The 23,012-nt window shown below is 55.4% G+C and carries 22 protein-coding genes; 6 read left to right on the top strand and 16 right to left on the bottom strand.

Annotated elements, in window-relative coordinates; translation table 11 throughout:
* Genes QQL62_RS10025 through QQL62_RS10000 form a run of 6 tightly spaced genes read right to left on the bottom strand, consistent with a single transcriptional unit; the run spans nt 1 to nt 5,776 of the window.
* Nucleotides 1-969, bottom strand: a complete 969-nt coding sequence (locus tag QQL62_RS10025) for a GlxA family transcriptional regulator (RefSeq protein WP_284378486.1) — start codon at nt 967-969, stop codon at nt 1-3.
* Complete coding sequence (locus QQL62_RS10020; protein ID WP_284378484.1) at nt 966-1,847, bottom strand: homocysteine S-methyltransferase family protein; 882 nt, start codon at nt 1,845-1,847, stop codon at nt 966-968. Before QQL62_RS10020 ends, QQL62_RS10025 begins: the two co-directional genes overlap by 4 nt.
* Nucleotides 1,844-4,285, bottom strand: coding sequence for a GcvT family protein (locus QQL62_RS10015; protein ID WP_284378482.1), 2,442 nt, complete (start codon nt 4,283-4,285; stop codon nt 1,844-1,846). The genes QQL62_RS10020 and QQL62_RS10015 overlap by 4 nt, the downstream gene beginning before the upstream one ends.
* A gap of 25 nt (nt 4,286-4,310) precedes the next feature.
* The gene (locus QQL62_RS10010; protein WP_284378480.1) at nt 4,311-4,727 is read right to left on the bottom strand and encodes a GFA family protein; all 417 of its coding nucleotides are present in this window, start codon (nt 4,725-4,727) and stop codon (nt 4,311-4,313) included.
* Nucleotides 4,728-4,761: 34 nt separating this feature from the next.
* On the bottom strand, nt 4,762-5,424 hold the full coding sequence (locus QQL62_RS10005; RefSeq protein ID WP_284378478.1) for a LysE family translocator: 663 nt from the start codon (nt 5,422-5,424) through the stop codon (nt 4,762-4,764).
* The gene (locus QQL62_RS10000) at nt 5,390-5,776 is read right to left on the bottom strand and encodes a GFA family protein (RefSeq protein ID WP_284378477.1); all 387 of its coding nucleotides are present in this window, start codon (nt 5,774-5,776) and stop codon (nt 5,390-5,392) included. Before QQL62_RS10000 ends, QQL62_RS10005 begins: the two co-directional genes overlap by 35 nt.
* Nucleotides 5,777-5,965: 189 nt before the next feature.
* On the opposite strand from QQL62_RS10000, the gene QQL62_RS09995 reads away from it, so the two are divergent.
* Entirely contained in the window at nt 5,966-6,655 is a 690-nt protein-coding gene (locus tag QQL62_RS09995) for a Crp/Fnr family transcriptional regulator (RefSeq protein ID WP_284378475.1), read from the top strand.
* Here QQL62_RS09995 and yaaA read toward each other — a convergent pair whose 3' ends face one another.
* Genes yaaA through QQL62_RS09975 form a run of 4 tightly spaced genes read right to left on the bottom strand, consistent with a single transcriptional unit; the run spans nt 6,656 to nt 11,284 of the window.
* On the bottom strand, nt 6,656-7,411 hold the full coding sequence (yaaA, locus tag QQL62_RS09990; RefSeq protein ID WP_284378473.1) for a peroxide stress protein YaaA: 756 nt from the start codon (nt 7,409-7,411) through the stop codon (nt 6,656-6,658).
* Nucleotides 7,412-7,469: 58 nt separating this feature from the next.
* Nucleotides 7,470-9,500, bottom strand: a complete 2,031-nt coding sequence (recQ, locus tag QQL62_RS09985; protein ID WP_284378471.1) for a DNA helicase RecQ — start codon at nt 9,498-9,500, stop codon at nt 7,470-7,472.
* A 12-nt stretch (nt 9,501-9,512) separates the two neighbouring features.
* A complete protein-coding gene (gene rsmD, locus QQL62_RS09980) occupies nt 9,513-10,082 on the bottom strand; it encodes a 16S rRNA (guanine(966)-N(2))-methyltransferase RsmD (protein ID WP_284378469.1) in 570 nt (189 codons plus the stop codon).
* Complete coding sequence (locus QQL62_RS09975; RefSeq protein ID WP_284378722.1) at nt 10,082-11,284, bottom strand: NAD(P)/FAD-dependent oxidoreductase; 1,203 nt, start codon at nt 11,282-11,284, stop codon at nt 10,082-10,084. The genes rsmD and QQL62_RS09975 overlap by 1 nt, the downstream gene beginning before the upstream one ends.
* A gap of 79 nt (nt 11,285-11,363) precedes the next feature.
* Between QQL62_RS09975 and QQL62_RS09970 the strand changes: the two genes are divergently transcribed.
* Nucleotides 11,364-11,852: a peroxiredoxin gene (locus QQL62_RS09970; RefSeq protein WP_284378466.1), complete on the top strand. Its 489-nt coding sequence runs from the start codon at nt 11,364-11,366 to the stop codon at nt 11,850-11,852.
* On the opposite strand, the gene QQL62_RS09965 is transcribed toward QQL62_RS09970, so the two are convergent.
* The 5 genes from QQL62_RS09965 to QQL62_RS09945 all read right to left on the bottom strand — a co-directional run bounded on the left by QQL62_RS09965 (nt 11,833) and on the right by QQL62_RS09945 (nt 17,343).
* The gene (locus tag QQL62_RS09965; protein WP_284378463.1) at nt 11,833-13,017 is read right to left on the bottom strand and encodes a GNAT family N-acetyltransferase; all 1,185 of its coding nucleotides are present in this window, start codon (nt 13,015-13,017) and stop codon (nt 11,833-11,835) included. The two genes, QQL62_RS09970 and QQL62_RS09965, sit on opposite strands and share 20 nt — an antisense overlap.
* Nucleotides 13,018-13,782 (bottom strand): glycerophosphodiester phosphodiesterase family protein, encoded by a 765-nt coding sequence (locus QQL62_RS09960; RefSeq protein ID WP_284378461.1) that lies wholly within the window; start codon nt 13,780-13,782, stop codon nt 13,018-13,020.
* Nucleotides 13,779-14,243 carry a RidA family protein gene (locus QQL62_RS09955; protein WP_284378459.1) on the bottom strand — a complete coding sequence of 155 codons (465 nt, stop codon included), beginning with the start codon at nt 14,241-14,243 and terminating at the stop codon, nt 13,779-13,781. Before QQL62_RS09955 ends, QQL62_RS09960 begins: the two co-directional genes overlap by 4 nt.
* 62 nt (nt 14,244-14,305) lie before the next feature.
* Entirely contained in the window at nt 14,306-15,607 is a 1,302-nt protein-coding gene (locus tag QQL62_RS09950) for an HlyD family type I secretion periplasmic adaptor subunit (protein ID WP_284378458.1), read from the bottom strand.
* Entirely contained in the window at nt 15,604-17,343 is a 1,740-nt protein-coding gene (locus tag QQL62_RS09945) for a type I secretion system permease/ATPase (protein WP_284378455.1), read from the bottom strand. Before QQL62_RS09945 ends, QQL62_RS09950 begins: the two co-directional genes overlap by 4 nt.
* Nucleotides 17,344-17,544: 201 nt before the next feature.
* On the opposite strand from QQL62_RS09945, the gene QQL62_RS09940 reads away from it, so the two are divergent.
* Together QQL62_RS09940 and QQL62_RS09935 are read left to right on the top strand one after the other, a co-directional pair.
* Nucleotides 17,545-18,282, top strand: a complete 738-nt coding sequence (locus tag QQL62_RS09940) for an MlaA family lipoprotein (RefSeq protein WP_284378453.1) — start codon at nt 17,545-17,547, stop codon at nt 18,280-18,282.
* Complete coding sequence (locus QQL62_RS09935) at nt 18,269-18,871, top strand: MlaC/ttg2D family ABC transporter substrate-binding protein (protein WP_284378451.1); 603 nt, start codon at nt 18,269-18,271, stop codon at nt 18,869-18,871. Before QQL62_RS09940 ends, QQL62_RS09935 begins: the two co-directional genes overlap by 14 nt.
* Nucleotides 18,872-18,889: 18 nt before the next feature.
* Here QQL62_RS09935 and QQL62_RS09930 read toward each other — a convergent pair whose 3' ends face one another.
* Complete coding sequence (locus QQL62_RS09930; RefSeq protein ID WP_284378449.1) at nt 18,890-21,064, bottom strand: transglycosylase domain-containing protein; 2,175 nt, start codon at nt 21,062-21,064, stop codon at nt 18,890-18,892.
* A gap of 250 nt (nt 21,065-21,314) precedes the next feature.
* Here QQL62_RS09930 and QQL62_RS09925 point away from each other — a divergent pair, with 250 nt between their 5' ends.
* A complete protein-coding gene (locus QQL62_RS09925) occupies nt 21,315-21,653 on the top strand; it encodes a P-II family nitrogen regulator (protein ID WP_284378446.1) in 339 nt (112 codons plus the stop codon).
* Between the two features lie 21 nt (nt 21,654-21,674).
* The gene (locus QQL62_RS09920) at nt 21,675-22,985 is read left to right on the top strand and encodes an ammonium transporter (RefSeq protein WP_284378443.1); all 1,311 of its coding nucleotides are present in this window, start codon (nt 21,675-21,677) and stop codon (nt 22,983-22,985) included.
* Nucleotides 22,986-23,012 lie beyond the last annotated feature (27 nt).

Genomic DNA, 23,012 nt, shown 5'->3' with positions numbered 1-23,012 from the left:
TCACCCTTTGCTTTCATTCTTAGAAACTGTTTTTTCTTTGCGCATTTTTAGCGGCGTCTTGCCGTAATACTCGCGGTATGCCCGACCAAAGTTAGACCCAAACCCACAGGCGGTTGCCACCTCGGATAGGCTCATGTTGGTGTTCACCAGAAAATTATGCGCCCGTATCAGGCGTAATTCGCGATAAAACCGCCCAGGGCTACGGCCCAGATGGCGGCGGAATTGGCGCTCTAGTGACCGTGTGGTCAGACGCAGATGATCCGCTAATGCCTGTGTTGTCATCGGCTCTTCTAGATTGGCCTGCATCAGGCGAATCGCGCGATCAATGGTCGGATCAGAACTGTTGTGCAGCACATCCGCGGTGCCCGGCTGTTTGGTCTCAAACGCCCGCACATGATCCAGCAACAAAATACTCGACACTGTCAGAATATTGGCCTTGGAAATATGATTAGAGGCGATCTGTAGCATCACATCATAGGTGGCAATCAGCCCTGCACAGGTGATCACCCGCTCGCCCGTCACCGCAAGACGGGTTTCCACATCAAAAATGCCCTTGTTTTCCTCAAGCAACACGCGGTTTTCCCAATGCGTGGTATGGCCCGTGACACTATCCGGATTGGCGGCGATATACATGGCCGCCGCCTCGGCCAACAGAATCACCTGGGCACCAGCATAGGAATAGGCATGCACGGAACGCTCGATATAGCGCGAGGTAAAGCTCAGGTCGGAATTCCCCAAAAACACCGCATAATCCGCATCCGGTATCTGGGGCAATGGATCAGAGCGCACCCACGTATCGGCGCTGGATTTCACATCTCCGCCCGCAACCGAAACATACCGGTATTCAAAAACTGGCCGCCCCATCACCCGGTTGGTCAGGCGCAGAACATCCACCACCCCCGACATTTCGGTGCTGACAAACCCATCCGACAGGATGATGTCAAACTTCAAAGGCGCCGCTGTGGTCATCCGCCTGCTCCATGGTATCTCTCTGCCAGCAGGGAAATATGCCTTGGCCCCACCTCGCAACACCCGCCAACAATGCTGGCCCCCATGTTCACCCATTCATCCACAAAATCGGCATAGACCATTGGCGTTAGATCCTGTCGGGCGGACAGCATATCAACAGTCGCCCCAAACTTGTTGAAATCTTTCGCTATTTCAACAAACCCATTGGCATAGGCCCCCACAGGCAAGCCACTGTCCACAAAGGCAGGCAACGCCTGACTAACCGCCTCTGGGGTGGAACAATTCACCAAGACCGCATCCACGCCCATCTCGCGCACCAGTTCGGCCGCCGCCAAGATATCCTCGCCCGAACGCAGCCTGCGCCCATCCTTGTCATCCACAGAAAACGCAACCCAGACCGGCTTGCCAAACCCCTGCGCGCCCAGAATCGCCCCGCGCGCCTGATCCACCGAAGACATGGTCTCGGCCAAAAAAACATCTACATAATTTGCCTGTATGGCACATATACGCCCATAGGTAATCGCGGCCTCTGGGGCGGGCGGTGCCAAATCGGGCCGATAGGAAAACCCCAGCGGCCCCAAGGATCCCGCCACCAGACCCGCGCCATGGGCCGCGCGCGCATCCAGCGCCAATTCACAGGCGCGGCGCTGTAGTGTTTCAAATTGATCTTCTAGCCCGTGGTTTTGCAACCTATCCGGCAAAACCGAATAGGTATTGGTGGTGGCCACCTCGGCCCCCGCCGCAAAATAGGCATTGTGCACCTCGCTTACCATTTCAGGGGAATCCAGCAGGGCCTGAACAGACCACAGATCTGTGGCCTGACCAGCACGGGCAATTAATTCCTGCCCCATACCCCCGTCTAGCAGCGTTATGCTCATGCACGGATCCGATCGTTCTTAGGATCCCACAGCGGCGCATCGGCCTGCACAGTGGCCGCATAACGCTTGCCATAGATTTCGACCTCTAATGCGGTGCCTTCGGTTGCCAAATCGGCACGCACCATAGCCAAAGCGATCGAGGCATCTACACGATACCCCCAAGCACCCGAGGTAACCTCGCCAACAACCGTATCGCCCTGCCAGATGGTGGACATATAGGGCGCATCCGCATCACCGGCATCAATGGTCAGGGTTGCAAATGCCTTCTTGCGCCCTGCTTTTGCCTCGCTCTGTAATGCCGCTTGCCCGGGATAGGCCACATCCTTGTCCAACTGCATGAACCATTTCAAGCTGGCCTCTAGCAATGTGTAATCAGAAGACAAGTCCCCCTTCCAACCGCGGTATCCTTTCTCGATACGCAGACTGTTCAGCGCAAACATCCCAAAGGGCACCGCACCACCCGCCAAAACCGCGGCATAGATTTCGGGCATACGCTCCGCAGGGGCATGGATTTCCCACCCCAACTCGCCAGCAAAGCTGACCCGCAACAGGGTTGCCTCTTGTCCAGCAACCGCCGCCTGTTGTGCGGATAACCACGGCAGGGATAAATCCGCATCCGTAATATTGGCCATCAAATCGCGCGTTTTGGGCCCCGTAACAATCAATGTGCTCAGCTCATCTGTGGCATCATGCAATGTCACACCCTCGGGTAGGTTTTTCGCCAATAAATCACGATCATGCCACTGTGCAGGCGCGGCGGTGATCAATGTGAAATCATCCTCGCCATTGCGCAGAACCGACATCTCGGTCACGATCCGCCCGCGCGTATCTGGGAAATAGGCCAGCGTCATGCGATTCTCTTTCGGCAAACGCCCCGCGATCAGCGAATTCAGATAATCACCCGCGCCTTCTCCGCGCAGATAGAACCGCGAAAACCCGGGCAAATCCAATACGCCCACACCATCGCGCACCGCTTCGCATTCTTCTTTCACCCGCACCGCCCAAGGGCCGTTACGCTCCCATGTATGCGTGGCCTCTTCGCTGGTGTCGTCGCCATCCTTTGCAAACCAATTGGCCCGTTCCCAGCCATTGTATGCCCCCATGACACCGCCCAATTCCAATACCCGTGCATGGTTTGGCGACAGCTTCTTGTCGCGCCCAGCGGGCCATTCATGATGTGGGAAATGCATGGCATATTCATGGCCATAGGTTTCCATGCCCTTTTGAATGCAATAATCCCGATCCGCATGGGCGGTAAAGCGGCGCGGATCAACCGCCCACATATCCCATTCGGTCTGCCCTTCGGTGACCCACTCGGCCAAAACCTTGCCAGCGCCACCAGCCTGCGCAATACCAAATGTAAAGACACAGGCCTCGAACGCATTTGGCACCCCAGGCATCGGCCCGATCAAGGGCAAGCCATCAGGCGAATAAGGAATTGGCCCGTTGATCACTTTGTTGATGCCAGTCTGCCCCAATAAGGGTACACGCGCCATGGCATCCTCGATATAATATTCCAAACGCTCCAAATCATCTGGATAAAGTTGAAAGCTGAAATCCTCGGGCATCGGATCATCCGGGGTGACCCAATGCGCCTTACAATTGCGCTCGTATGGGCCAAGATTCAGACCGGTCTTTTCTTGACGCAAATAATAGGACGTATCCACATCACGCAGCAACGGCAGCTTGCCGTTTTCGCGGGTGTATTCCTCGATCTCAGAAATTTCATCCGTCAGCATATACTGATGGCTCATCACCATCATCGGTACGCGCCGGCCACCATAGGGGATAAACCACTCGCCAATCCGCTGGGCATAATAGCCGGCCGCATTCACAACATATTCACAGCGAATCTCGCCCTTTTCGGTGGATACGACCCACTCGTTATTCTCGCGTCGCACACCAGTAGCGGGGGTAAAGCGGAAAATTTTCGCGCCCATATCGCGCGCGCCCTTGGCAAACGCTTGGGTCAGCTGGCTGGGGTCCATGTCACCATCATAGGGATCATACAGCCCGCCGGCCAGATCATGAGTTTCCATAAACGGATAGCGGTCTTTGAAATCGCTAACCTGCATCATATCGATATCCATGCCCTGATAGCGGCCCATGCCCGCGGCGCGCTCAAATTCTTGCATGCGTTCCTTGGTATGGGCCAAACGTACCGAACCGGTCACGTTATAATTCATCGGGTAATCCACCTCTTCACCCAAGCGGCGATACAGCTCGGTGGAATAGCGCTGCATGTTCATGATCGACCAGCTGGTCGAGAAGGTGGGGATGTTACCCGCCGCATGCCATGTGGACCCTGCCGTCAGCTCGTTTTTCTCCAGCAAGACACAGTCGGTCCACCCGGCCTTGGCCAAATGATACAAACTAGAGGTGCCAATTGCACCACCACCGATAATAACAACTCTTGCGGTCGTTGGAAAATTAGCCATTTAACCCCTCTTTGGTTTTAACTCTTCATATTGGTTGTGGATCATCATCCACATCAAACTGCGGCGCCTGTGGCAGGTCATCCGCAATCTCGTAATAGTCTGCCTTCTCTGACACAAAAACGTGCTTCGAAAGCTTGGCCTCTAGCGCATCTTCAAATGCACCAGCGGCAATGCTTGTTTCATCTCTGCCTTCTAGCCGCCAGAACAATGTTGTCCCGCATATGCTACAAAACCCTGTCTTGGCGCGATCAGTGGATTGATACCACCGCAATGCCTCATCGCCTGTTATCTCTAACCCATCCAAAGGCACCGCAGCCCATGCCGCGAAATGCCCCGATATTTTGCGACACTGCCAACAATGACACGCCGTAATTTCCTTAGGTTGTTCCTGCACAGAAAACTGTACCTCGCCGCACTCGCACGACCCGTTGTATTCCTTCATTACTCTTCCCTTGTTTTTAGGTGGCAAAGCCTCCCTAATCCAAGATTAGCTTAGCCGCGATCCCCCCAAAAACAAAAGAGGCAACTTTGTTCATCACGCCGCCAAAGCGCCGCATGCGCGCAGCCATCAAACCCGCAAATACCCCAAACGCCCCATCGGTGATCATACCGCCCAGCGCCAGAAACAATCCCAACCACAAAATCTGATGCCACACCGGGCCGATTGCAGGGTCGGTAAATTGCGGTAAAAATGCCAAAACAAACAACGCCACCTTGGGGTTCAACAAATTGGTTAACAACCCCCGCCTAAAGGCCGCAAAGAGCCCCGCGCGCCCGCGTACATCCCCAAATTCAGACCCCGCGCGCCAGCTTTGCACCGCCAAATACACCAAATACGCCACACCCAAATAACGGATCAAATCAAAGGCCGCGGGATAGCTCTGCAACAATACCGCCAAACCAGCCGCGGCGAAAACCACATGACAAAGCACCCCCAACGATATGCCCGCCGCCGCCGCCGCGCCGGCTCTTGGCCCACCAGATATGCCGCTGGCCAGTGTAAACATCATATCCGCCCCAGGCGTGAAATACAGCGCCACCGCCATGATCATAAATCCAGCAACGACACCACCGTCCATCAATGCCAATGTCTCAAACATCATCTCAATCCCTGGTCTGGTTGCCATGGAGAATGTCATAATAATCCCCCTTGTCATCCACAAAAATGTGCTTTGAGGTATGTAATCCGCTGTCGCCATCCAACGTACCAGCCCCGACAGATGTCGTGCCCTCGCCTGCCGCCTGCCAAAACAGTGACGCACCGCATCGCTGACAAAAGCCGCGCTGGGCATGGGCCGAGGATTGATACCACGCCAGCCCCCTGTCCTCGGTAATCGACAGGGCATCCGTGCGCACCAATGTCCCCGCCCAGAAATGCCCTGATGTCTTGCGGCACTGGGTGCAATGACAGGCCACCACAGGCTGCAATCGACCACGCAGCTGGTATTTAACCGCTCCGCACTCGCAAGACCCTGTGTGAACTTCTGGCATGACTTTCTCCGTGATGGCATAGACTGCGATATACGCGACGCCTGCCCAAAACACTCTAGGATGCGTCACCTGAATTCTATCAGATTTACGACAATTTTCGGCGCATTTCCCTCGGTTTACATTATTGCACAAATCCGATATCTTCAGCGATAGTTCCTTTTTTTTCTCTTTTATTTGATAAGTCCAACAATGCTTCGCAACGAACTCACCTTCCCCAAAGACAGCTTCCTTGGACGCATAAACCAAGACAGCTGGGATCTGCTCTCGTCGCGCTGGACAACCCAAATATACAAATCCGGCCAGTTCCTGATTACCGATGATGAAACCGACCGCGACGTTTATTTCGTGTTGCGCGGTTCCTGCAAGGCCACCATCTATACAGATTCAGGGCGCGAGGTTTCGTTTATCTCTGTGGCTACCGGTGATTGCTTTGGTGAATTTTCCGCGCTGGATGACAGCCCGCGATCTGCATCCGTTGTCGCATCCGAAGAATGCCTGGCCGCGCGCATAGATCAGGCCAACTATATCCGCCTAATGCAAAGCCATTCTGATATGACCTTTGCACTGTTGAATATCCTGATCGGGCACCTGCGTCGCCTGTCAAAACGGGTGGTGGATTTCAATGCAAAAAACGCCGACCAGCGCCTGCATGATGCCCTATTGGATTTGGCGCTTAAATATCAACGCGGCGGCGCAGATTCGGTGCTAATTCCGCGCCCCCCTACCCAATCAGAGTTGGCTGCATTCATCTTTTCCAGCCGCGAAAGCGTTGCACGTGAAATGGGAAAAATGCGCAAACTCGGCCTACTGGCCCGCCAGAAACGCGCCCTAGAGGTGCCCAGCATTCAGGCCCTACGCGATTTTATTGACGAAAATTGATTACGGCGTAACCCGCGAAAACACCCAATCATCCTTACCCGACAGATCGGCGCGATACTTATACCCATCGGTGTTAAATTCCCGCAAACCATCCAAATCTTCAATGCGGTTTTGAATGATATAACGCGCCATTGCACCGCGGGCTTTCTTGGCAAACACCCCAATCATCTTTAGCCCATCTGCGCGTTCCTCTTTGAACGCGGGGGTAATCACGCGGGATGTCATCGCCTTGCCAGTAGATTTGAAATATTCGTTTGACGCCAGATTAATCACCACGCCATCACTTGCCTGATCCAGCGCCGAACCAATACGCCCACCCCAGAAATCATACAGGGAATTGCCGCGCGCGGTCTTCAGCCTGCGCCCCATTTCCAGACGATAGGGCTGTATCCGATCCAGCGGGCGCAATACGCCGTATAACCCAGACAAAATGCGCAAATGATCCTGTGCATAGGCCAAATCATCCGCGCCCAACTCTGCCGCCCGCAGGCCCAGATAGGTATCCCCCGCAAATGCAAATCCAGCCTGTTTGGAATTCATATCGTCCGATTGCGGTGCAAAGGCCTGAAATCGTTCGCGGTTCAGCCGCCCCAGTTTTTCGGAAATTTTCATCAGATTACACAGATCAGAAACAGACAACTTGCGCGCCTCTGCAACCAACTCGTTGGCCGCATCCTGAAATACCGGCTGGCTATGCGCTACACCTTCAATAGGTTCGAAATCCATCTTCTTGGCAGGGGAAATCACCGCTAACATATCTTCACCTCAGGTTAGTTTGCACGAAATATAGCAACTGGCGCGCTCGGGGCCAGCCCTATTCTGCGCCCAAAATGTCCAAAAACGCCACGCCAAAGCGCTCGGCACGCTTTTCATCCAACAATCGCTCTAGCCCGGCCATATCCTGCGGGCGCACCTGCGCCACCTTGGCAATCTGGGCCGTGGTCAACGACAGCGGTTTGTCCACGCCATGTGGGCCGCGGGCCAGTTCCAATGCCGATGCCTGCAGCTGATCAAAAATCACCCCCGCATCGCGCCCTGCCAATTTGCGCCTTGTGGGGTGCACCGCGTCCACCGCCCCATTGATCACACCCAGAAATTCCGCCCCGTAGCGCTCTAATTTCACAGCCCCCACCCCAGACAGCTGGGCAAATGCATCCAAATCCTTGGGCTTTTGGCGCGCCATTTCAATCAAAACCGCATCGGCAAACACCACGTAGGCGGGCGCATTTAACGCCTCGGCCAATGCCCGTCGCTTGGCCTTGAGCGCCGAAAACAATGCCTCATCTTCATCCCCCACCAGCGTTTTCACCGCCACACGGCGCGGCGCCTTAACAATGGTATCTTGGCGCAGCTCTATCTTGGCCTCATCGCGTAAAATAGGGCGCGCAGCATCTGTCATACGCAAGGCCCCAAATCGTTCCATGTCAGGGCGCACCAAATCATAACCCATCATCTGACGAAACACCGCCTGCCACTCGCCCTTGGAATAGTCCTTGCCCACACCATAGGTTGGCAGGTCGCCGTGCCCGCGCTCGCGCACCTTGGGGGTATCCGTACCGCGCAAAATATCAATCAAATGCCCCGCGCCAAAATATTCGCCCGTGCGCAATATCGCAGAGAGGGCCATGCGCACATGTTGCGTACCATCAAACAGCTTGGGCGGACGATCACATAGATCGCAATTGCCACAGGCCTCGGTTTCATCCCCGAAATAGCGCAACAACACCCGCCGCCGGCACCGCCGCGCCTCGGCCAAGCCCAGCAATGCATTCAGACGCCCATGATCCGCATCCTTGCGATCCGCAGGGGCCTGTCCCTCGTCTATTTGGCCGCGGCGCAGGCGGATATCATCGGCGCCATACAGCGTTAGCGTTTCCGCTGGCGCCCCATCGCGCCCCGCGCGACCAATTTCTTGATAATAGCTCTCGATTGATTTGGGCAGATCCGCATGTACAACGAAACGGATGTCGGGCTTGTCTATCCCCATGCCAAAGGCCACGGTGGCCACCACAATCAGCCCATCCTCTAATTGAAAACGCCGCTCGGCAATGCGCCGCTCTTCGGCATCCATGCCTGCATGATAAAAAATTGCACCATGCCCCGCCTCGCACAGGGCCTGCGCCAGCGTTTCGCATTTCGACCGCGTACCGCAATATACAATCCCCGATTGCCCCTTGCGACTAGCGGCGAATTTCAAAACCTGTTGGCGCGGGCCGTTCTTGGGGGCAAAGGCCAGATGAATGTTCGGGCGATCAAACCCCTGTAGGAACACATCAGGGGCCTGCTCAGGAAACAGCCGCGCAATAATCTCGGTCTGGGTTTCAGGATCGGCTGTGGCCGTAAAAGCCGCCAGCGGGACATCCAATGCCGCGCGCAATTCCCCAATGCGCAGATAATCAGGACGGAAATCATGCCCCCATTGAGATACACAATGCGCCTCGTCCACGGCGATAAAGCTAACGCCAACGCGTGACAGCAAACGCCGCGTGCCAATATTACCCAGCCGCTCTGGCGCCACATACAACAGCTTTAGCCGCCCTGCATCCAGCGCCTGAAAAACCTCTTCGGTCTCTTCCTCGGTATTGCCAGAGGTCAGCGCCCCCGCACAGACGCCGATGGCACGCAGGGCCGCCACCTGATCGCGCATCAGCGCGATTAACGGCGACACCACCAAGGTAACCCCACCGCGGGCCAAGGCTGGTAATTGAAAACATAGGGATTTGCCACCACCCGTTGGCATAATGGCCAAAACATCACGCCCCTGCGTTACCGCCTCTACAATCTCTTGCTGGCCTGCACGAAACGCATCGTGACCAAAAACCGATTTCAGTAAATCTGCGGGCATGCTGCTCGAGTCCTATGCGCCATTGATGTATTGTAAAATATGCACCCAAGTATCGCCGTATTTGCGTGCATCTAACATATCGAACCCCTCGGGCGCAGCCTGCTGGCCACTCTCTTCCCAAACGATCAGCGCATCATCGGCAATCCAGCCACCCTCGGCCGCCGCCAATAACGCACGCCCCCCCAAACCCTTGCCATAAGGCGGATCCAGAAACACCAGATCAAATGCCGGCATCGTGGCCGCCCCCAGACGCGTGGCATCGCGCCGGTACAGCTTGGTCTGGCCAATGGCGCGCAGGATATCGGTGTTTTGGCGCACCAAGGCACGGGCCTTTACCCCATCATCCACAAATAACACGAATGACGCCCCGCGCGACAAAGCCTCGAACCCCAAGGCCCCCGTGCCCGCAAATAAATCCAATACCCGCATACCCGTGATCGGGTCATCGTAACCGCCGTTGATCAACAGATTGAATATGCTCTCGCGTACGCGATCCGTGGTGGGGCGCAAATGCGCACCCGCATCGCCCTTACCCAATGATGCCAGCGCTGTGCCGCGGAAAGCACCGCCGATAATGCGCATTACATCAAATCCTTTAGCGCGGTATCAGGATCGGCAACCCGCATCGCATCAGGCGATTTTCCGGCCTCAATCATCCGCTTGCCAATCATATAATCACGCGGCGCATTCATCGCATCCACCGCCAATAATGCATCCCCGCGGTAATACCAAAACGAAATGCTGGCCCCCGCCCCGCGCGCAACCACATGATCAAAGCCCGTGTTCAAACCGGCGATTTGCAATTTTACATCATACTGATCAGACCAAAACCACGGCTTGGCCTGATAATCCACCTCTGCACCCATGATATTTTGCGCCACGACCTCGGCCTGCGCAATGGCATTGGGCACGGATTCAAGACGAATGCGGCCTTCATTATGCGGGAAGGATGTGCAATCCCCCGCCGCCCAGATGCCGGCGATGGAGGTAGCGCCACGCGCATCCACGCGAATGCCGTTATCCAGCGCACATCCCGCCGCCGCGGCCAGCGCCGTTGCCGGCGCAATACCCACACCTACTATTACAAAATCCACATCTAATAGCGCCCCATCGGTCAGCTCTGCGGCACTAACGCGTGCCTCACCGCGCAACTCCTTCAGACCAACACCCTCGCGGATATCCACCCCCTGCGCGCGGTGCAGGGTGCGAAAATAATCCGATGTCTCTGCACAGGCAACGCGCTGTAATATGCGATCGGCCATTTCCACCAGAGTAACTGAAACGCCCATCTTGGTGGCCACCGCCGCCGCCTCTAGGCCGATATAGCCACCCCCCACAATCAGCGCACGCTTGCCCACGCCAAAGTCGGCCGCCATGCCATCCACATCTGCCAATGTGCGCACCACATGCACACCACCCAAATCACCTCCAATGCTGGCAGGCAGGCGGTGCGGGTCTGACCCAGTAGTAAAAACCAAATGGTCATAGGATAAAACCGCACCATCACTCAGGCTAATTTCACGCGCATCTGCATCGACCGCCACCACAGAAACCCCAAGGCGCAGATCAATGTGATGCTCTGCATAGAACCGCTCTGGTCGCAGAAATAATCGATCCAGCGTCATATCGCCCAGCAGGTATGCCTTGGACAAAGGCGGGCGCTGATAGGGGGGCACAGCTTCGGCCCCAATCAGGGTGATTTGGCCATCAAATCCGCCATTGCGCAGCTTGGCAACCACAGACGAGCCAGCCTGACCGGCCCCAATCACAACAACATTTGCCACCTTGTAATCCCTGCTCATTTTTGCTTTCTACCTTCCTACACCCCTGTATGAATATTTAAAACCATGAAAGAAGACGCACATGACATTAAAAATCGGTGATACCCTACCCGCCGCCTCTTTTGCATCTCTGGGCGCCGAGGGGCCCATTGCCCTTGATCTGGCCGAGCTAAGTGCGGATAAAAAAATCGTAATTTTTGCCCTTCCGGGCGCCTATACGGGCACATGCTCTACGGCGCATATGCCCAGCTTTACCCGCAATGCCGATAAAATCCGCGCCAAAGGTGCAGATGCGATCTATTGCCTATCCGTCAACGATGTTTTTGTGATGGATGCATGGGCCAAAGAGCTGGGCGCAGATGCCGCCGGAATAATTATGCTATCGGATGCAGATGCCAGCTATACCAAAGAGATCGGCTTTGAATTCTCGGCCCCACCCGTGGGTCTGATTGATCGCTCCAAACGCTATTCAATGATCGTGGAAAATGGCGTGGTCAGCGCCCTTAACGCCGAAGAGACCCCCGGCGTTTGTGATGTATCTGGCGGCGAGACTATTCTGTCTCAGCTATAGCACCTGTATCGCGGCGAAACGGGCCATAGCTGGTCATCACCTCGATGTCCTCGCCCACCGCATCGCGCTCGGCCTCTAGATAATGTTCTACGGCCGAGCCAAACCCCGCATCAGCCATCCAATGCACCGAATAAACGGGGCTGGGCAAATAGCCCCGCGCCAACTTATGCTCGCCCTGCGCGCCCGCCTCGACCCGCGATAATCCATGCGCAATCGCAAAATCGATGGCGCGGTAATAACACAGCTCAAAATGCAGACAGGGATGATGCTCGCTACAGCCCCAATACCGCCCAAATAGCGTATCACGCCCCACAAAATTTAGCGCCCCCGCCACCCATTTATCGCCGCGCCTGCACAGGAACAGCACAACCTGATCACCCAATGCCGCATGCACCTGTGTGAAAAATTCCCGTGTCAAATAGGGGGTGCCCCATTTGCGCGCACCGGTATCTTGGTAAAAGTGCCAAAAGGCATCCCAATGCTCGGGCAGAATTTCTGCGCCACATAGGGTGACGATATCACCGCCAAAGCCCTGTGCCGCGATGCGCTCTTTGCGGATATTTTTACGCTTGCGCGACGATAGCGCCGCTAGGAACCCATCGAAATCTTGATACCCCGCGTTATGCCAATGAAACTGTTGGCCAATGCGCTGTAACACCCCCGCATTGGGGGCCATGTTGTATTCGGCCTCGGTGCAGAAGGTGGCGTGAAAACTAGACCACCCCTGCTGTTCCACTACTGCCTTGGCCCCCTGGATCAGCGCGATCTGCCCAATTTCCTGATACCCCGCGCGGCATAAAAACCGCCGCCCCGTTACCGGCGTAAAGGGTACGGCAGTCTGCAATTTCGGGTAATAGCGCCCGCCAGCGGCCTCTAGGGCATGGCCCCAATTGTGATCGAAAATATACTCTCCCTGAGAGTGCCCCTTGGCATAGCTGGGCATCACCGCGATGACCTGCCCGCCTTGGCGCGCAATCACATATCTGGGCACCCAACCCGTACCCTGCCCCACGGATCCGCTGGTCTCTAGGGCCGCTAGAAATTCATAGGTGGTAAAGGGGTCTATGGGCGGCCCATCTGCCATTTCGGGGCAGGCGCAGGCGTTCCAATCATCCCGCCCAATTGCAGCAATCTCCCCAACAACCGCCAGCTCTACATCGCTCATTTATCTAGCAATCTCGGGTGTATAGCCCTCGAAGGTAATGTTATCTACCACGCGGCGCGCCCGCGCCTCTACCTCTGCTGATCGCACCGTCCAGCAGAACACATGCGCCCCCGCCTTCTTTAGCTGTCGCACGACCGGGGCCGCTAGATCGGATACATTATGCGATATAAACATACAGTCCAGCCGCGCATAATCATCCACCAGCGCCAGCTCGGTGCGCCGCGCCTTAGACACATCCGGCCAATCCGCCCGCGTAAAGGGATCAGTCACTAACCCGCGGGGCACATGAGATGCCAACATCGCACAGCGCGCGATCATATAGGGATTAAACGACATCACCGCCACATCGCCGGTGTAGTCACGCAGTAGCTCGCAAACACTGGCCTCTAGCGGGGATTCCCCCCCCTGTAATCCGCCATCTTGATCCTTTAGCTCGATCAATACCGGTATGCGCCCGTCCACATGGGCCAAAAATTCATCCAACCGCGGAATGCCGCGTTGCCCACCCAACAGGGGAATTTGCACCAACTCATCCGCCGGCAGGCTGTTTACCAACCCCTGCCGGCCCGTCAGACGCACCAGATCATAATCATGGAAAACCATGGCCACACCATCGGCAGAAACCTGTACATCGATCTCAACAGGCAATCCCGCCTGTATCGCCGCCTCTAGTCCTTCCCACGAATTTTCGGGCCGCCCGGCATCAATATCATGCAGGGTACGGTGGCATATGGGCAAATCAGCAAAGGGGCTTAGGCTTTTCATTTGATTTGAAATGTTCCTTCAACCTCGACCGCCACACCAAATGGCAAGCTCACACAGCCCACCGCGGCGCGCGCATGTTTGCCCGCATCACCAAAAACCTCGACCATGAAATCGGATGCTCCATTGATGACCGCAGGCTGATCCGTGAAATCTGGGGTGGAATTCACAAAACCACCCAACCGGACAACCCGTACAACGCGGTCTAAATCGCCGCCGCAGGCCGACTTCAACTGTGATAACAGGTTGATGGCACAGACCCGCGCCGCCGCTTGGCCTTGCTCTAGGCTTACATCATCACCCAATTTACCCGTCAACATGCCCTCGGGTGTCATGCTGATTTGACCCGAAATTGTGACCAGATCACCCACAATTGCATAGGGAACATAATTCGCCGCAGGGGCCGGCCCTTGGGCCAGATCAATGCCCAGCTCTGCAAGGCGCGATTCGATTTTTCCAGACATGATTTTACCTTCCACTGTTTGGCGAAAGGCTATCTAACCCACCCAGTAAAGCAAGGCCAATTTTACTGTTCGCGGAAGGCGCGGTTAAAATAATCCGTAAAGGGCTTGGTCAGATAGGAAATCGGCGTACGCTCGGCGGTTTTAAGAAAGGCCTCGACCGGCATTCCCGGCAACAATTCCACATCTCCCAGCCGCACCAATTCGCCCGCATTCGGGGTGATTTCGGCGGTGTAATAAGGAACGCCCGTGCGCTCGTCCTCGATAACATCCGCAGAAATCGTCCTAACGGTTCCAAAAATCTCTGGCGTGGTGCGCTGATCAAATGTGGAAAATCGCAGGCTAGCACCTTGGCCCACATAAACCTGATCTACATGCACGGCCTCGATGCGGCTTTGCACTATAAACGGTTGATTTTGAGGAATAATATATAAAATAGGCTCGGCGGCGCGCACCACCGACCTGCGCGCATGCACAGCCATTCCATGTACGATACCCGCCATCGGGGCGCGGACTTCCATACGCGACAACGTCTCGCGTGCAGAGAACAATTGCTCACTAAGCTGTAGCTGGGATGCATTAATTTCCTGTAGGTCGGTCTCTGCGGTTTCGCGCCTCTCGGATGCCAGACGCAAAACCTCGATATCAATTTCAATCATCTGGGCCTGACTGGTGGCGATGCTGGCCTCTAACTCGCCACGCTGACCCAACAATCGCGCCTCCTCGCGTTGCAATGCTAAGACCCGCGAAGCCTGCGCCAAACCCTTGGCCAACAGATCTTCTTGATCCGCACGTTCCGCCCCGATCAGGGTGATCTGACGGGCCAATGCGGCCAACTGCGCCTCGGCTCCCCCGACCTGTAGGCCGATTTGGCTCTTGCGTTCGACCAGCTGTTTTCGGGTCTGCTGATAGCTGTCTAGGCGCGCCAAAAACAGGCTGTTCTGGGCGGCAAAAATCTGCTGGGCCTTTTCGGTCTGGCCCAGCGCAGGATCCGCTGGCAAATCAAATGCCAGCGCCGCTGTTCCATCCCGCTCGCCGCGCAATCGCACAAGGCGCGCCGCAGATTCGATATACTGCCCCTCTAGGATCGAAATTTGTGATTTCAGCAATGTATCATCAAACCGGATCAGCACATCCCCCGCCGCCACAGAATCACCATCGCGCGCCATAATCGCGCCAACCACACCGCCATCAGGGTGTTGCACCACCTGGCGCAGCGCCTCGCCTTGGATCATACCACTGCTGACCACGGCCCCCGATATTTTGGTAAAGCTGCCCCAGAACCCCAATCCCAGAACCAAACAGACAATCGCAATTCCCCCCACGATGATAGGGCGGCGGGCTGACCATTCCTGTGGCGTGCTCATGGCCTGCCTCCCTCTGCCAAACTCTGTTGAATTTGTTCGGTATTTTTCACCTGCGCCTTTAATACATCATCACGCGGGCCAAACATTTTGGCGATACCGTTTTCCAACACCAACAATGTATCACAGGCGGCAATGCCACTGGGGCGGTGCGCCATAATGATCACCGATTTATTCTCGGATTTCATCTGGCGGATCGCCGCGTTCAGCGATGCGGATCCCACAGCATCCAGCGCAGAATTCGGCTCGTCCAATATCAAAACCAGTGGATTCCCATACAACGCTCGCGCCAATCCAATGCGCTGAATCTGCCCCCCGGACAACGCGCCCCCTTGCGGCGTAACCACGGTGTTATACCCATCGCTCTGCTCCAGTATCAACTCATGCGCACCGGCCCGTTTGGCCGCGGCAACCACCTTGGCCTCGTCGGGTGTCTCGGCCATGCGGGCAATGTTCTCGGCAATGGTCGCACCAAATAGGGTAACATTTTGGGGCAGATACCCAATGTATTGCCCCAGAACATCCGCATCATATTGATCCAATGTTGCCCCTCCAAGGCGCAGATGCCCCGCCGCAACAGGCCAGACACCGGCGATCAGGCGCGCCAGCGATGATTTGCCAGATGCCGATTGCCCGATCACGCCCAGCGCCTGTCCTGGCTCGACCACAAAGCCAACGCCGCGCAGGCAGGGTGTGCGCGATCCGGGTGGTACCGCCGATAGATTCTGCGCCTCGATGCGCGCCTCTGGCACCGGCAGGGACACCCGCGCAGGTTCAAGAGGCGCGGCCTGCAACAGCTCGGATAAATTGCGCCATGCAGCACGGGATTTCTGGATCAGAGGCCACTGCCCAATGCCCATCTCAATTGGCGCCAATGCACGGCCAAGCATAATAGACCCCGCAATCATCGCCCCACCAGACAGCTCGCCGCGCAATGTCAGCAGAGCCCCCAGCCCCAGCATCGCCGATTGCACAAACATCCGAAATGATTTGCTAAGGGATGCATAGAAACCGGTGGCATCGCTGGCGTTAATACTGCGCGCCATCGCATCATCGCTTTGACTTTTCCAGCGGCGCAGAACATCGCCGCGCATGCCCAGCCCCGTAACCGTATCCGCCTCTTCGCGGATTTGCGCGGCAAAATGATCCGTGGTTGCACGGGCCTGTTGCGCCCCAAGTGTATTCTCTCGGGTGTTGCGTTGATTGACCAGGGTTAAGATCACCAAAAACACCCCGCTGGCCAGCGCCAACCACCCCAATAGCGGATGAAATACAAATATCGCGGCGATGAATATCGGCGCCCATGGCATATCAAATAATGCCAAAAGCGCAGGCGAGGCATAAAGCATCTGTAGGGTGGTCAAATCATTCATGCCATTGATGGACTTATCTCGGAAATGCGGATGCTTTGCGGTATCTAACATTGCGTAGAATACCCGCTGATCCAATCCTGCCTGAAACCGAGCACCGACACGGGCCAAGACCCGCCCACGCGCCCAATCCAGCAGACCCATCATTGCAAACAACCCCAATACCAATAGCGTCAGCGCAGTCAGCGTCTCTACGGATCGGCTAGACAACACACGATCATAAACCTGAAGCATATACAAAGGCCCCGCCAGCATCAGCAGATTAACAAAAATACTGAATACAAACACTGCCCCAAACAGATGGCGGCTTTGGCGACGCATGGCGCGTAACTCGGCCAATCCTTTAGGGTAGATATTCGTTTCTTGCATGATGCATCCCTGACTGCGAGCGGGCTGTGGTGTTTTTATGTTGCACAGTCTGACGTAAGCTGTGCCAAATTACCACCATGGCCTTGGCTCGGATTTGATTTTGTTGTAACGAGGGCGCGTTAAATTTCTCTTGTCAAATTGTCATAGACTCACTTTTCTATTTCCCCTAAATTGAAATCTTGCCTCAATCTGGATGCTCTCATGTCTGTTCTATCTATACGCACTGTCTTTTTCCCCCTATTAGCGCTGGCGTTTTTGGCCGGCTGTGCGGGGGACGCCAGCATGGAATTCAATGACCCCTACGAACGTACCAATCGTAAAATTCATAATTTCAACAAAGCAGTAGACCGCGCATTGCTGCGCCCTGCGGGCAATGCATATGGCGCGGTATTTACCGACGAAAGCAGTGAGATGATGAATAATTTCACCGCCAACATGGCCATGCCGCGGCGCATAGCCAACAACCTGCTGCAATTCCGTATCGGCGAGGCCCTAGTCTCGACCCTGCGCTTTGGCCTAAATACAACACTGGGCTGGGGGGGGCTGTTTGATGTGGCAACCGAGGCCGGCATGACAAACAACGACAGCGATTTCGGCATGACCCTGCACCGCTGGGGCGTTGGCGAAGGCGTCTATGTAGAATTGCCCTTCTTTGCCGGCAGAACCGCCCGCGGCTCTGTGGGGCTGGTGGTTGATCTGGCCTTTGATCCCCTAAATGCGGTGACACCTGCCAAATACAGCACGCATAAAACCGCCCTAACATTGGTGGAAATGGCAGGAGATCGCCATGAATACAGCGCCATCTTCGACGAGGTTCTCTATAACGCAGAAGACAGCTATGCTACCCAACGATTATATTACTTGCAAAACCGCCGTTTCGAATTGAATGATGGCGAAATATCCGACGCTGATCTGGAGAACCCCTATGACACCGAATAACCCATCCCGCCGCCAAATTTTGGCCGGCATTAGCGCTGCCACCCTGATGGCCGCCGCCCCTGCCGCCGCCCTAACCAAAGGCGAGGCAGAACAGCTGATCGACAATATCGTCAGTGATATCGTTGCTATCATCAATTCCAATGACCGTGGACAGGCCATGTTCAACCGCTTCGAGAAGGTCTTCGCCACCTACGCCGATGTGCCGCTGATTGCGCAGAAATCATTGGGGCCAGCATGGCGCGGTGCCTCTGCCAGCCAACGCCGCGCCTATGTCGCAGCATTTCGCGGCTTTATGGCCCGCTCTTACGGTAGCCGCTTCGAGGAATTTGTCGGCGCCAGCATCACCGTAACCAAATCGCGCAAAACATCGGGCGGCTTCTTGGTGGACAGCAAAATCAAACTTAAGGGTAAATCACCCTTCAAGGCCCAGTGGCATGTGATCGATGCCCGCGGAAAAACATTGATGTTCAACCTGTTCCTAGAAGGCGTTAGCGTTTTGTCCGACACCCGTGTGCAAATCGGATCAATGCTGGATAAACGCGGCGGCAATATCGATAAGCTGATCGCACACCTGCGCACCGCCGGCTAGCCAGACCACCCGAGGGGATCAGTTAAAGATCCCCTCGAACAATTTCTTCAATCCGCCACCATTTTTCTGACGCTCCATGCGGCGCGCCTCGCGGGCAATCTCGCGCTCTAACTTGCGGATCTCATCCTCAATGCTCAGACCATTGTCCTCAAATCTAGGCAAATCCTCTGGCAGGCTCATGTTCAACGGCGTCTCGGGCAAACCTTCATGCACCCGCTGCATGGTCTCGCGCCAGATATCAGCGGGCATGCCACCCCCCGTTACCCCAGACAAAACCGAATTGTCATCATACCCCATCCAGACACCCGCCACATAATCTGCGGTAAACCCGATAAACCACGCATCGCGCGCACTGTTGGTGGTGCCGGTTTTACCCGCCGCCTGACGTGTTCCCAGATCTGCGCGCCGCCCGGTGCCCTGCTTCACAACCTGATGCATCATATAGGTCAGCTGTGCCGCCGCCTCTGGGTTAATCACCCGCAGCCCTGCATCATCTTCCTTATGCAACAAAGGCTCGCTGTCACCTTGTATGGTTAGAGATTCCAGCCCATAAGGCCGCGCCGCTACCCCTGAATTCAAAATACCCGCATAGGCACCCGTCATTTCCAATAATGTACTCTCGGCCGCACCCAACGCCAAGGAGGGCACCGAGGGGATATCATTGGCCACGCCGAAATCCCCCGCCACGGCGCGCACGCGCGTACGGCCAACCTCTTCGCTGACCTTCACCGCCACGGTGTTTACGGATTTAAGCAGGGCCTCGGTCATGGTAATCTCGCCCAGAAAATTGCCCGAATAATTCTTGGGCGTCCAAGGGCCAGATGGCGTGGGAATGGTAACAGGGCTGTCCTCCACCACTGAATCATATCTGAAACCAGCCTCCAATGCCGCGGCATAAACAAACGGCTTAAACGAAGACCCCGTCTGGCGCAGCGCCTGTGTCGCTCGATTAAAAGACCCCGCAAACTCGTTCTTGCGCCCGCCAACCATGGCGCGCACCGCACCATCGCGCGACATCACCACAATTGCGCCCTGCGCCTTTGATCCCGCCTTTAGCTTTTGAAAAACGACACCCAATGCCTCCTCGGCGGATCTCTGAATGCGCTTGTCAAATGTGGTTTTGATCACCACATCCGCATTGGCATCCTTGATGATAAATTCAGGGGCCGCCTCTAATATCCAATCGGCGAAATATCCCCCCGCCTTTTCCGCCGCCACCTGTGACAGCTGGGCAGGATTGTTGCGCGCGGCCTCGGCCTGCCCAAGGCTGATGTATCCCTGATCCTCCATCAACCCCACAATCAAATTGGCGCGCGCCTGGGCGCGGCCCAAATTGCGAATAGGGTTGGTGCTGCTGGGGGCCTTTAGTAATCCGGCCAACATCGCAGCCTCGGCCACAGTAACATCCGCCGCCGTTTTACCAAAATAGCGCTGACTGGCCGCGGCAAAACCAAAGGAGCCGTTGCCCAAAAATGCACGATTTAGATAGATAGCCAAGATTTCATCCTTGGTGTACTTTAGCTCCATCGCCATGGACATCGGCACCTCTAGCAGCTTGCGTTGTAGGCCCGGGGTGTCTTCGAAATAGACGCCCTTGGCAATCTGCTGGGTTATGGTTGACCCGCCATGGCCCTCCCATGGTTTGCGACCCTCGCGTATATTGGTGCGGATCGCGCCCACAATACCGCGCGGTGAAATCCCCAAGTGGCCATAGAACCGCTTGTCCTCGGTGGCGATCACAGCATGCTTCAGATGCTCGGATACGGTATCACTGCTGACCACCCCGCCAAACTGATCGCCACGCCACGCAAAGACCCGCCCATCTCCATCCAACATGGTCACAGATCCCTTGGCCCGATCATCCATCAAAACCGTCGCCGCAGGCAGCTGACTATAGTAGTAAATGATGCCGCCCCCAAGAATAAGCGCGCCCAGAATGCTAAGACGGATTCCAGACCACCAGATCACCCGCCACAGGGTTCCAAACAGAAGCGATAGTATCCGTATAAAGATATTCCCCGACCGTTTCTTGGCCCCTGTCTTTTTGCGCGCGGCCTTGGATGGGCTGGGCTTGCGCTTGGGGGCCTTCTGTGCACGGGGCTTTGGCTTGGCGGTACTTGTGGAATGAAAATCGCGTTTAGGTGCCACAAGGGGGGCCGGCTTTTTGGGCGGTTTTGCGGGGCTATTTGACATATTCTGCTCTGACCATTTTTGGTTCTTTGGCACAGACTAGCACTTTTGGCGCGCTTGGGTAGAGCAGAAATGGCATCGCCAGCCGTACAAAAATGTTCAATAATTATGCAATTTTGCTCAGCTGTTTAAATTTTAGCCAATTTCACCAATTTCGGGCGGCACTATAGCCCTGAATCGTTGAACTATCGTTAAAATAAACGCCAGTCTGCCTCCATCACGCAGGAAAGTACCTGCAAAGAAAGAGGGACACATGAAACTCATTATTGCAACGATCAAACCCTTCAAGCTTGAGGATGTGCGCACAGCACTCTCGGATGCTGGCGTCAAAGGTATGATGGTTACCGAAATCAAGGGCTACGGCGCACAATCCGGCCATACCGAAATTTACCGCGGCGCAGAATACGCCGTGAATTTTGTGCCAAAAATACGCCTAGATATTGTTGTTACCGATGATGCCGCGGAATCCGTGATCGGCGCCATCGAGGCCAGCGCCAAAACGGGGAAAATTGGCGACGGCAAAATTTTCGTACTGAACGTAGAACAAGCAGTCCGCGTACGCACAGGCGATACCGGCGAAGACGCTGTGTAAACAGTGATGAAAGGAAATACCATGAAACTGAAAACTCTTGCCCTTGCAACCACGCTTACGGCCCTACCGATAGCCGCCTTTGCAAATGACGCCCCCGCCAACCTAGAAGAGGTCGGCTATATATTCACCACACTGCTGTTCTTGATGGCGGGCTTCTTGGTGTTCTTCATGGCCGCCGGTTTCGCCATGCTAGAGGCCGGCCTAGTGCGCTCTAAAAACGTAACAATGCAGTTGACCAAAAACATGGGGCTGTTCGGCATCGCCTGTATCGCCTACTACCTAATCGGCTTTAACCTGATGTACCCTGGGGACGGCTGGTTGGTTACCAATGTTCTTGGCGCAATCAGCCCAACATCCCTAGAGCCAACAGGCCTAGCGGCGGCAGATGCCTCACTGGATTACGCCTCAGTTGGTTCTGACTTCTTCTTCCAGCTGATGTTCTGTGCGGCAACCGCATCCATCGTATCTGGTGCCTTGGCCGAGCGCATTAAATTGTGGCCCTTCCTAATCTTCACGTTAATCCTAACAGGCCTGATCTACCCGATCACTGCTTCTTGGAAATGGGGCGGCGGATTCTTGGACGCGGCTGGATTTAACGACTTTGCTGGTTCTACGGTTGTACACTCTGTTGGTGGTTGGGCGGCCTTGGCTGGCGCGCTGATCCTTGGGCCACGTATCGGTAAATACACCAAAGACGGACGTACAGTGCCATTCCTAGGCTCAAACATGCCTTTGGCTGCGCTGGGTACATTCATCCTATGGTTGGGTTGGTTCGGATTTAACGGTGGGTCACAATTGGCCATGGGCACAGTGGGCGATGTAACAGATGTTTCACGTATCTTCGTGAATACAAATGCCGCCGCCGCGTCTGGTTCTATCGCCGCATTGATCCTGACACAAATCCTGTACAAAAAAGCAGACCTAACAATGGTGCTGAACGGCGCATTGGCAGGCTTGGTTTCTATCACCGCAGAACCCCTAACACCCGGCATCGGTGCCGCATCCTTGATCGGTGCAATCGGTGGTGTGATCGTGGTCTTTGGTGTGCCATTCCTAGACAAGCTGAAAATCGACGACGTTGTCGGCGCAATCCCAGTACACCTGTTCTGTGGTATCTGGGGCACCATCGCGGTTGTCTTCACAAATTCTGGCGCAACACTGGGCGCACAGCTATACGGCATCTTCGCCATCGGCGCGGCAACATTGATCACATCCGGCATCGTTTGGATGATCCTAAAATCAACAGTTGGTATCCGCGTTAGCGAAGAAGAAGAAATCACAGGCCTAGACATTACCGAACTAGGTATGCCTGCCTACGATATCGCAAAATAAAAACCGATACCGCTCACTTGAATAGGC

Source organism: Amylibacter marinus (assembly GCF_030160015.1).
Lineage (GTDB): Bacteria > Pseudomonadota > Alphaproteobacteria > Rhodobacterales > Rhodobacteraceae > Amylibacter > Amylibacter marinus.
The sequence above is the reverse complement of the archived record's forward strand: the minus strand, read 5'-3'. Positions and strand labels throughout refer to the sequence as shown.

What these genes read in the sequence shown, in the direction of transcription:
- QQL62_RS10025 (WP_284378486.1), bottom strand. Translation starts at nt 969, where the DNA reads ATGACCACAGCGGCGCCTTTGAAGTTTGACATCATCCTGTCGGATGGG.
- QQL62_RS10020 (WP_284378484.1), bottom strand. Translation starts at nt 1,847, where the DNA reads ATGAGCATAACGCTGCTAGACGGGGGTATGGGGCAGGAATTAATTGCC.
- QQL62_RS10015 (WP_284378482.1), bottom strand. Translation starts at nt 4,285, where the DNA reads ATGGCTAATTTTCCAACGACCGCAAGAGTTGTTATTATCGGTGGTGGT.
- QQL62_RS10010 (WP_284378480.1), bottom strand. Translation starts at nt 4,727, where the DNA reads ATGAAGGAATACAACGGGTCGTGCGAGTGCGGCGAGGTACAGTTTTCT.
- QQL62_RS10005 (WP_284378478.1), bottom strand. Translation starts at nt 5,424, where the DNA reads ATGACATTCTCCATGGCAACCAGACCAGGGATTGAGATGATGTTTGAG.
- QQL62_RS10000 (WP_284378477.1), bottom strand. Translation starts at nt 5,776, where the DNA reads ATGCCAGAAGTTCACACAGGGTCTTGCGAGTGCGGAGCGGTTAAATAC.
- QQL62_RS09995 (WP_284378475.1), top strand. Translation starts at nt 5,966, where the DNA reads ATGCTTCGCAACGAACTCACCTTCCCCAAAGACAGCTTCCTTGGACGC.
- yaaA (WP_284378473.1), bottom strand. Translation starts at nt 7,411, where the DNA reads ATGTTAGCGGTGATTTCCCCTGCCAAGAAGATGGATTTCGAACCTATT.
- recQ (WP_284378471.1), bottom strand. Translation starts at nt 9,500, where the DNA reads ATGCCCGCAGATTTACTGAAATCGGTTTTTGGTCACGATGCGTTTCGT.
- rsmD (WP_284378469.1), bottom strand. Translation starts at nt 10,082, where the DNA reads ATGCGCATTATCGGCGGTGCTTTCCGCGGCACAGCGCTGGCATCATTG.
- QQL62_RS09970 (WP_284378466.1), top strand. Translation starts at nt 11,364, where the DNA reads ATGACATTAAAAATCGGTGATACCCTACCCGCCGCCTCTTTTGCATCT.
- QQL62_RS09965 (WP_284378463.1), bottom strand. Translation starts at nt 13,017, where the DNA reads ATGAGCGATGTAGAGCTGGCGGTTGTTGGGGAGATTGCTGCAATTGGG.
- QQL62_RS09960 (WP_284378461.1), bottom strand. Translation starts at nt 13,782, where the DNA reads ATGAAAAGCCTAAGCCCCTTTGCTGATTTGCCCATATGCCACCGTACC.
- QQL62_RS09955 (WP_284378459.1), bottom strand. Translation starts at nt 14,243, where the DNA reads ATGTCTGGAAAAATCGAATCGCGCCTTGCAGAGCTGGGCATTGATCTG.
- QQL62_RS09950 (WP_284378458.1), bottom strand. Translation starts at nt 15,607, where the DNA reads ATGAGCACGCCACAGGAATGGTCAGCCCGCCGCCCTATCATCGTGGGG.
- QQL62_RS09945 (WP_284378455.1), bottom strand. Translation starts at nt 17,343, where the DNA reads ATGCAAGAAACGAATATCTACCCTAAAGGATTGGCCGAGTTACGCGCC.
- QQL62_RS09940 (WP_284378453.1), top strand. Translation starts at nt 17,545, where the DNA reads ATGTCTGTTCTATCTATACGCACTGTCTTTTTCCCCCTATTAGCGCTG.
- QQL62_RS09935 (WP_284378451.1), top strand. Translation starts at nt 18,269, where the DNA reads ATGACACCGAATAACCCATCCCGCCGCCAAATTTTGGCCGGCATTAGC.
- QQL62_RS09930 (WP_284378449.1), bottom strand. Translation starts at nt 21,064, where the DNA reads ATGTCAAATAGCCCCGCAAAACCGCCCAAAAAGCCGGCCCCCCTTGTG.
- QQL62_RS09925 (WP_284378446.1), top strand. Translation starts at nt 21,315, where the DNA reads ATGAAACTCATTATTGCAACGATCAAACCCTTCAAGCTTGAGGATGTG.
- QQL62_RS09920 (WP_284378443.1), top strand. Translation starts at nt 21,675, where the DNA reads ATGAAACTGAAAACTCTTGCCCTTGCAACCACGCTTACGGCCCTACCG.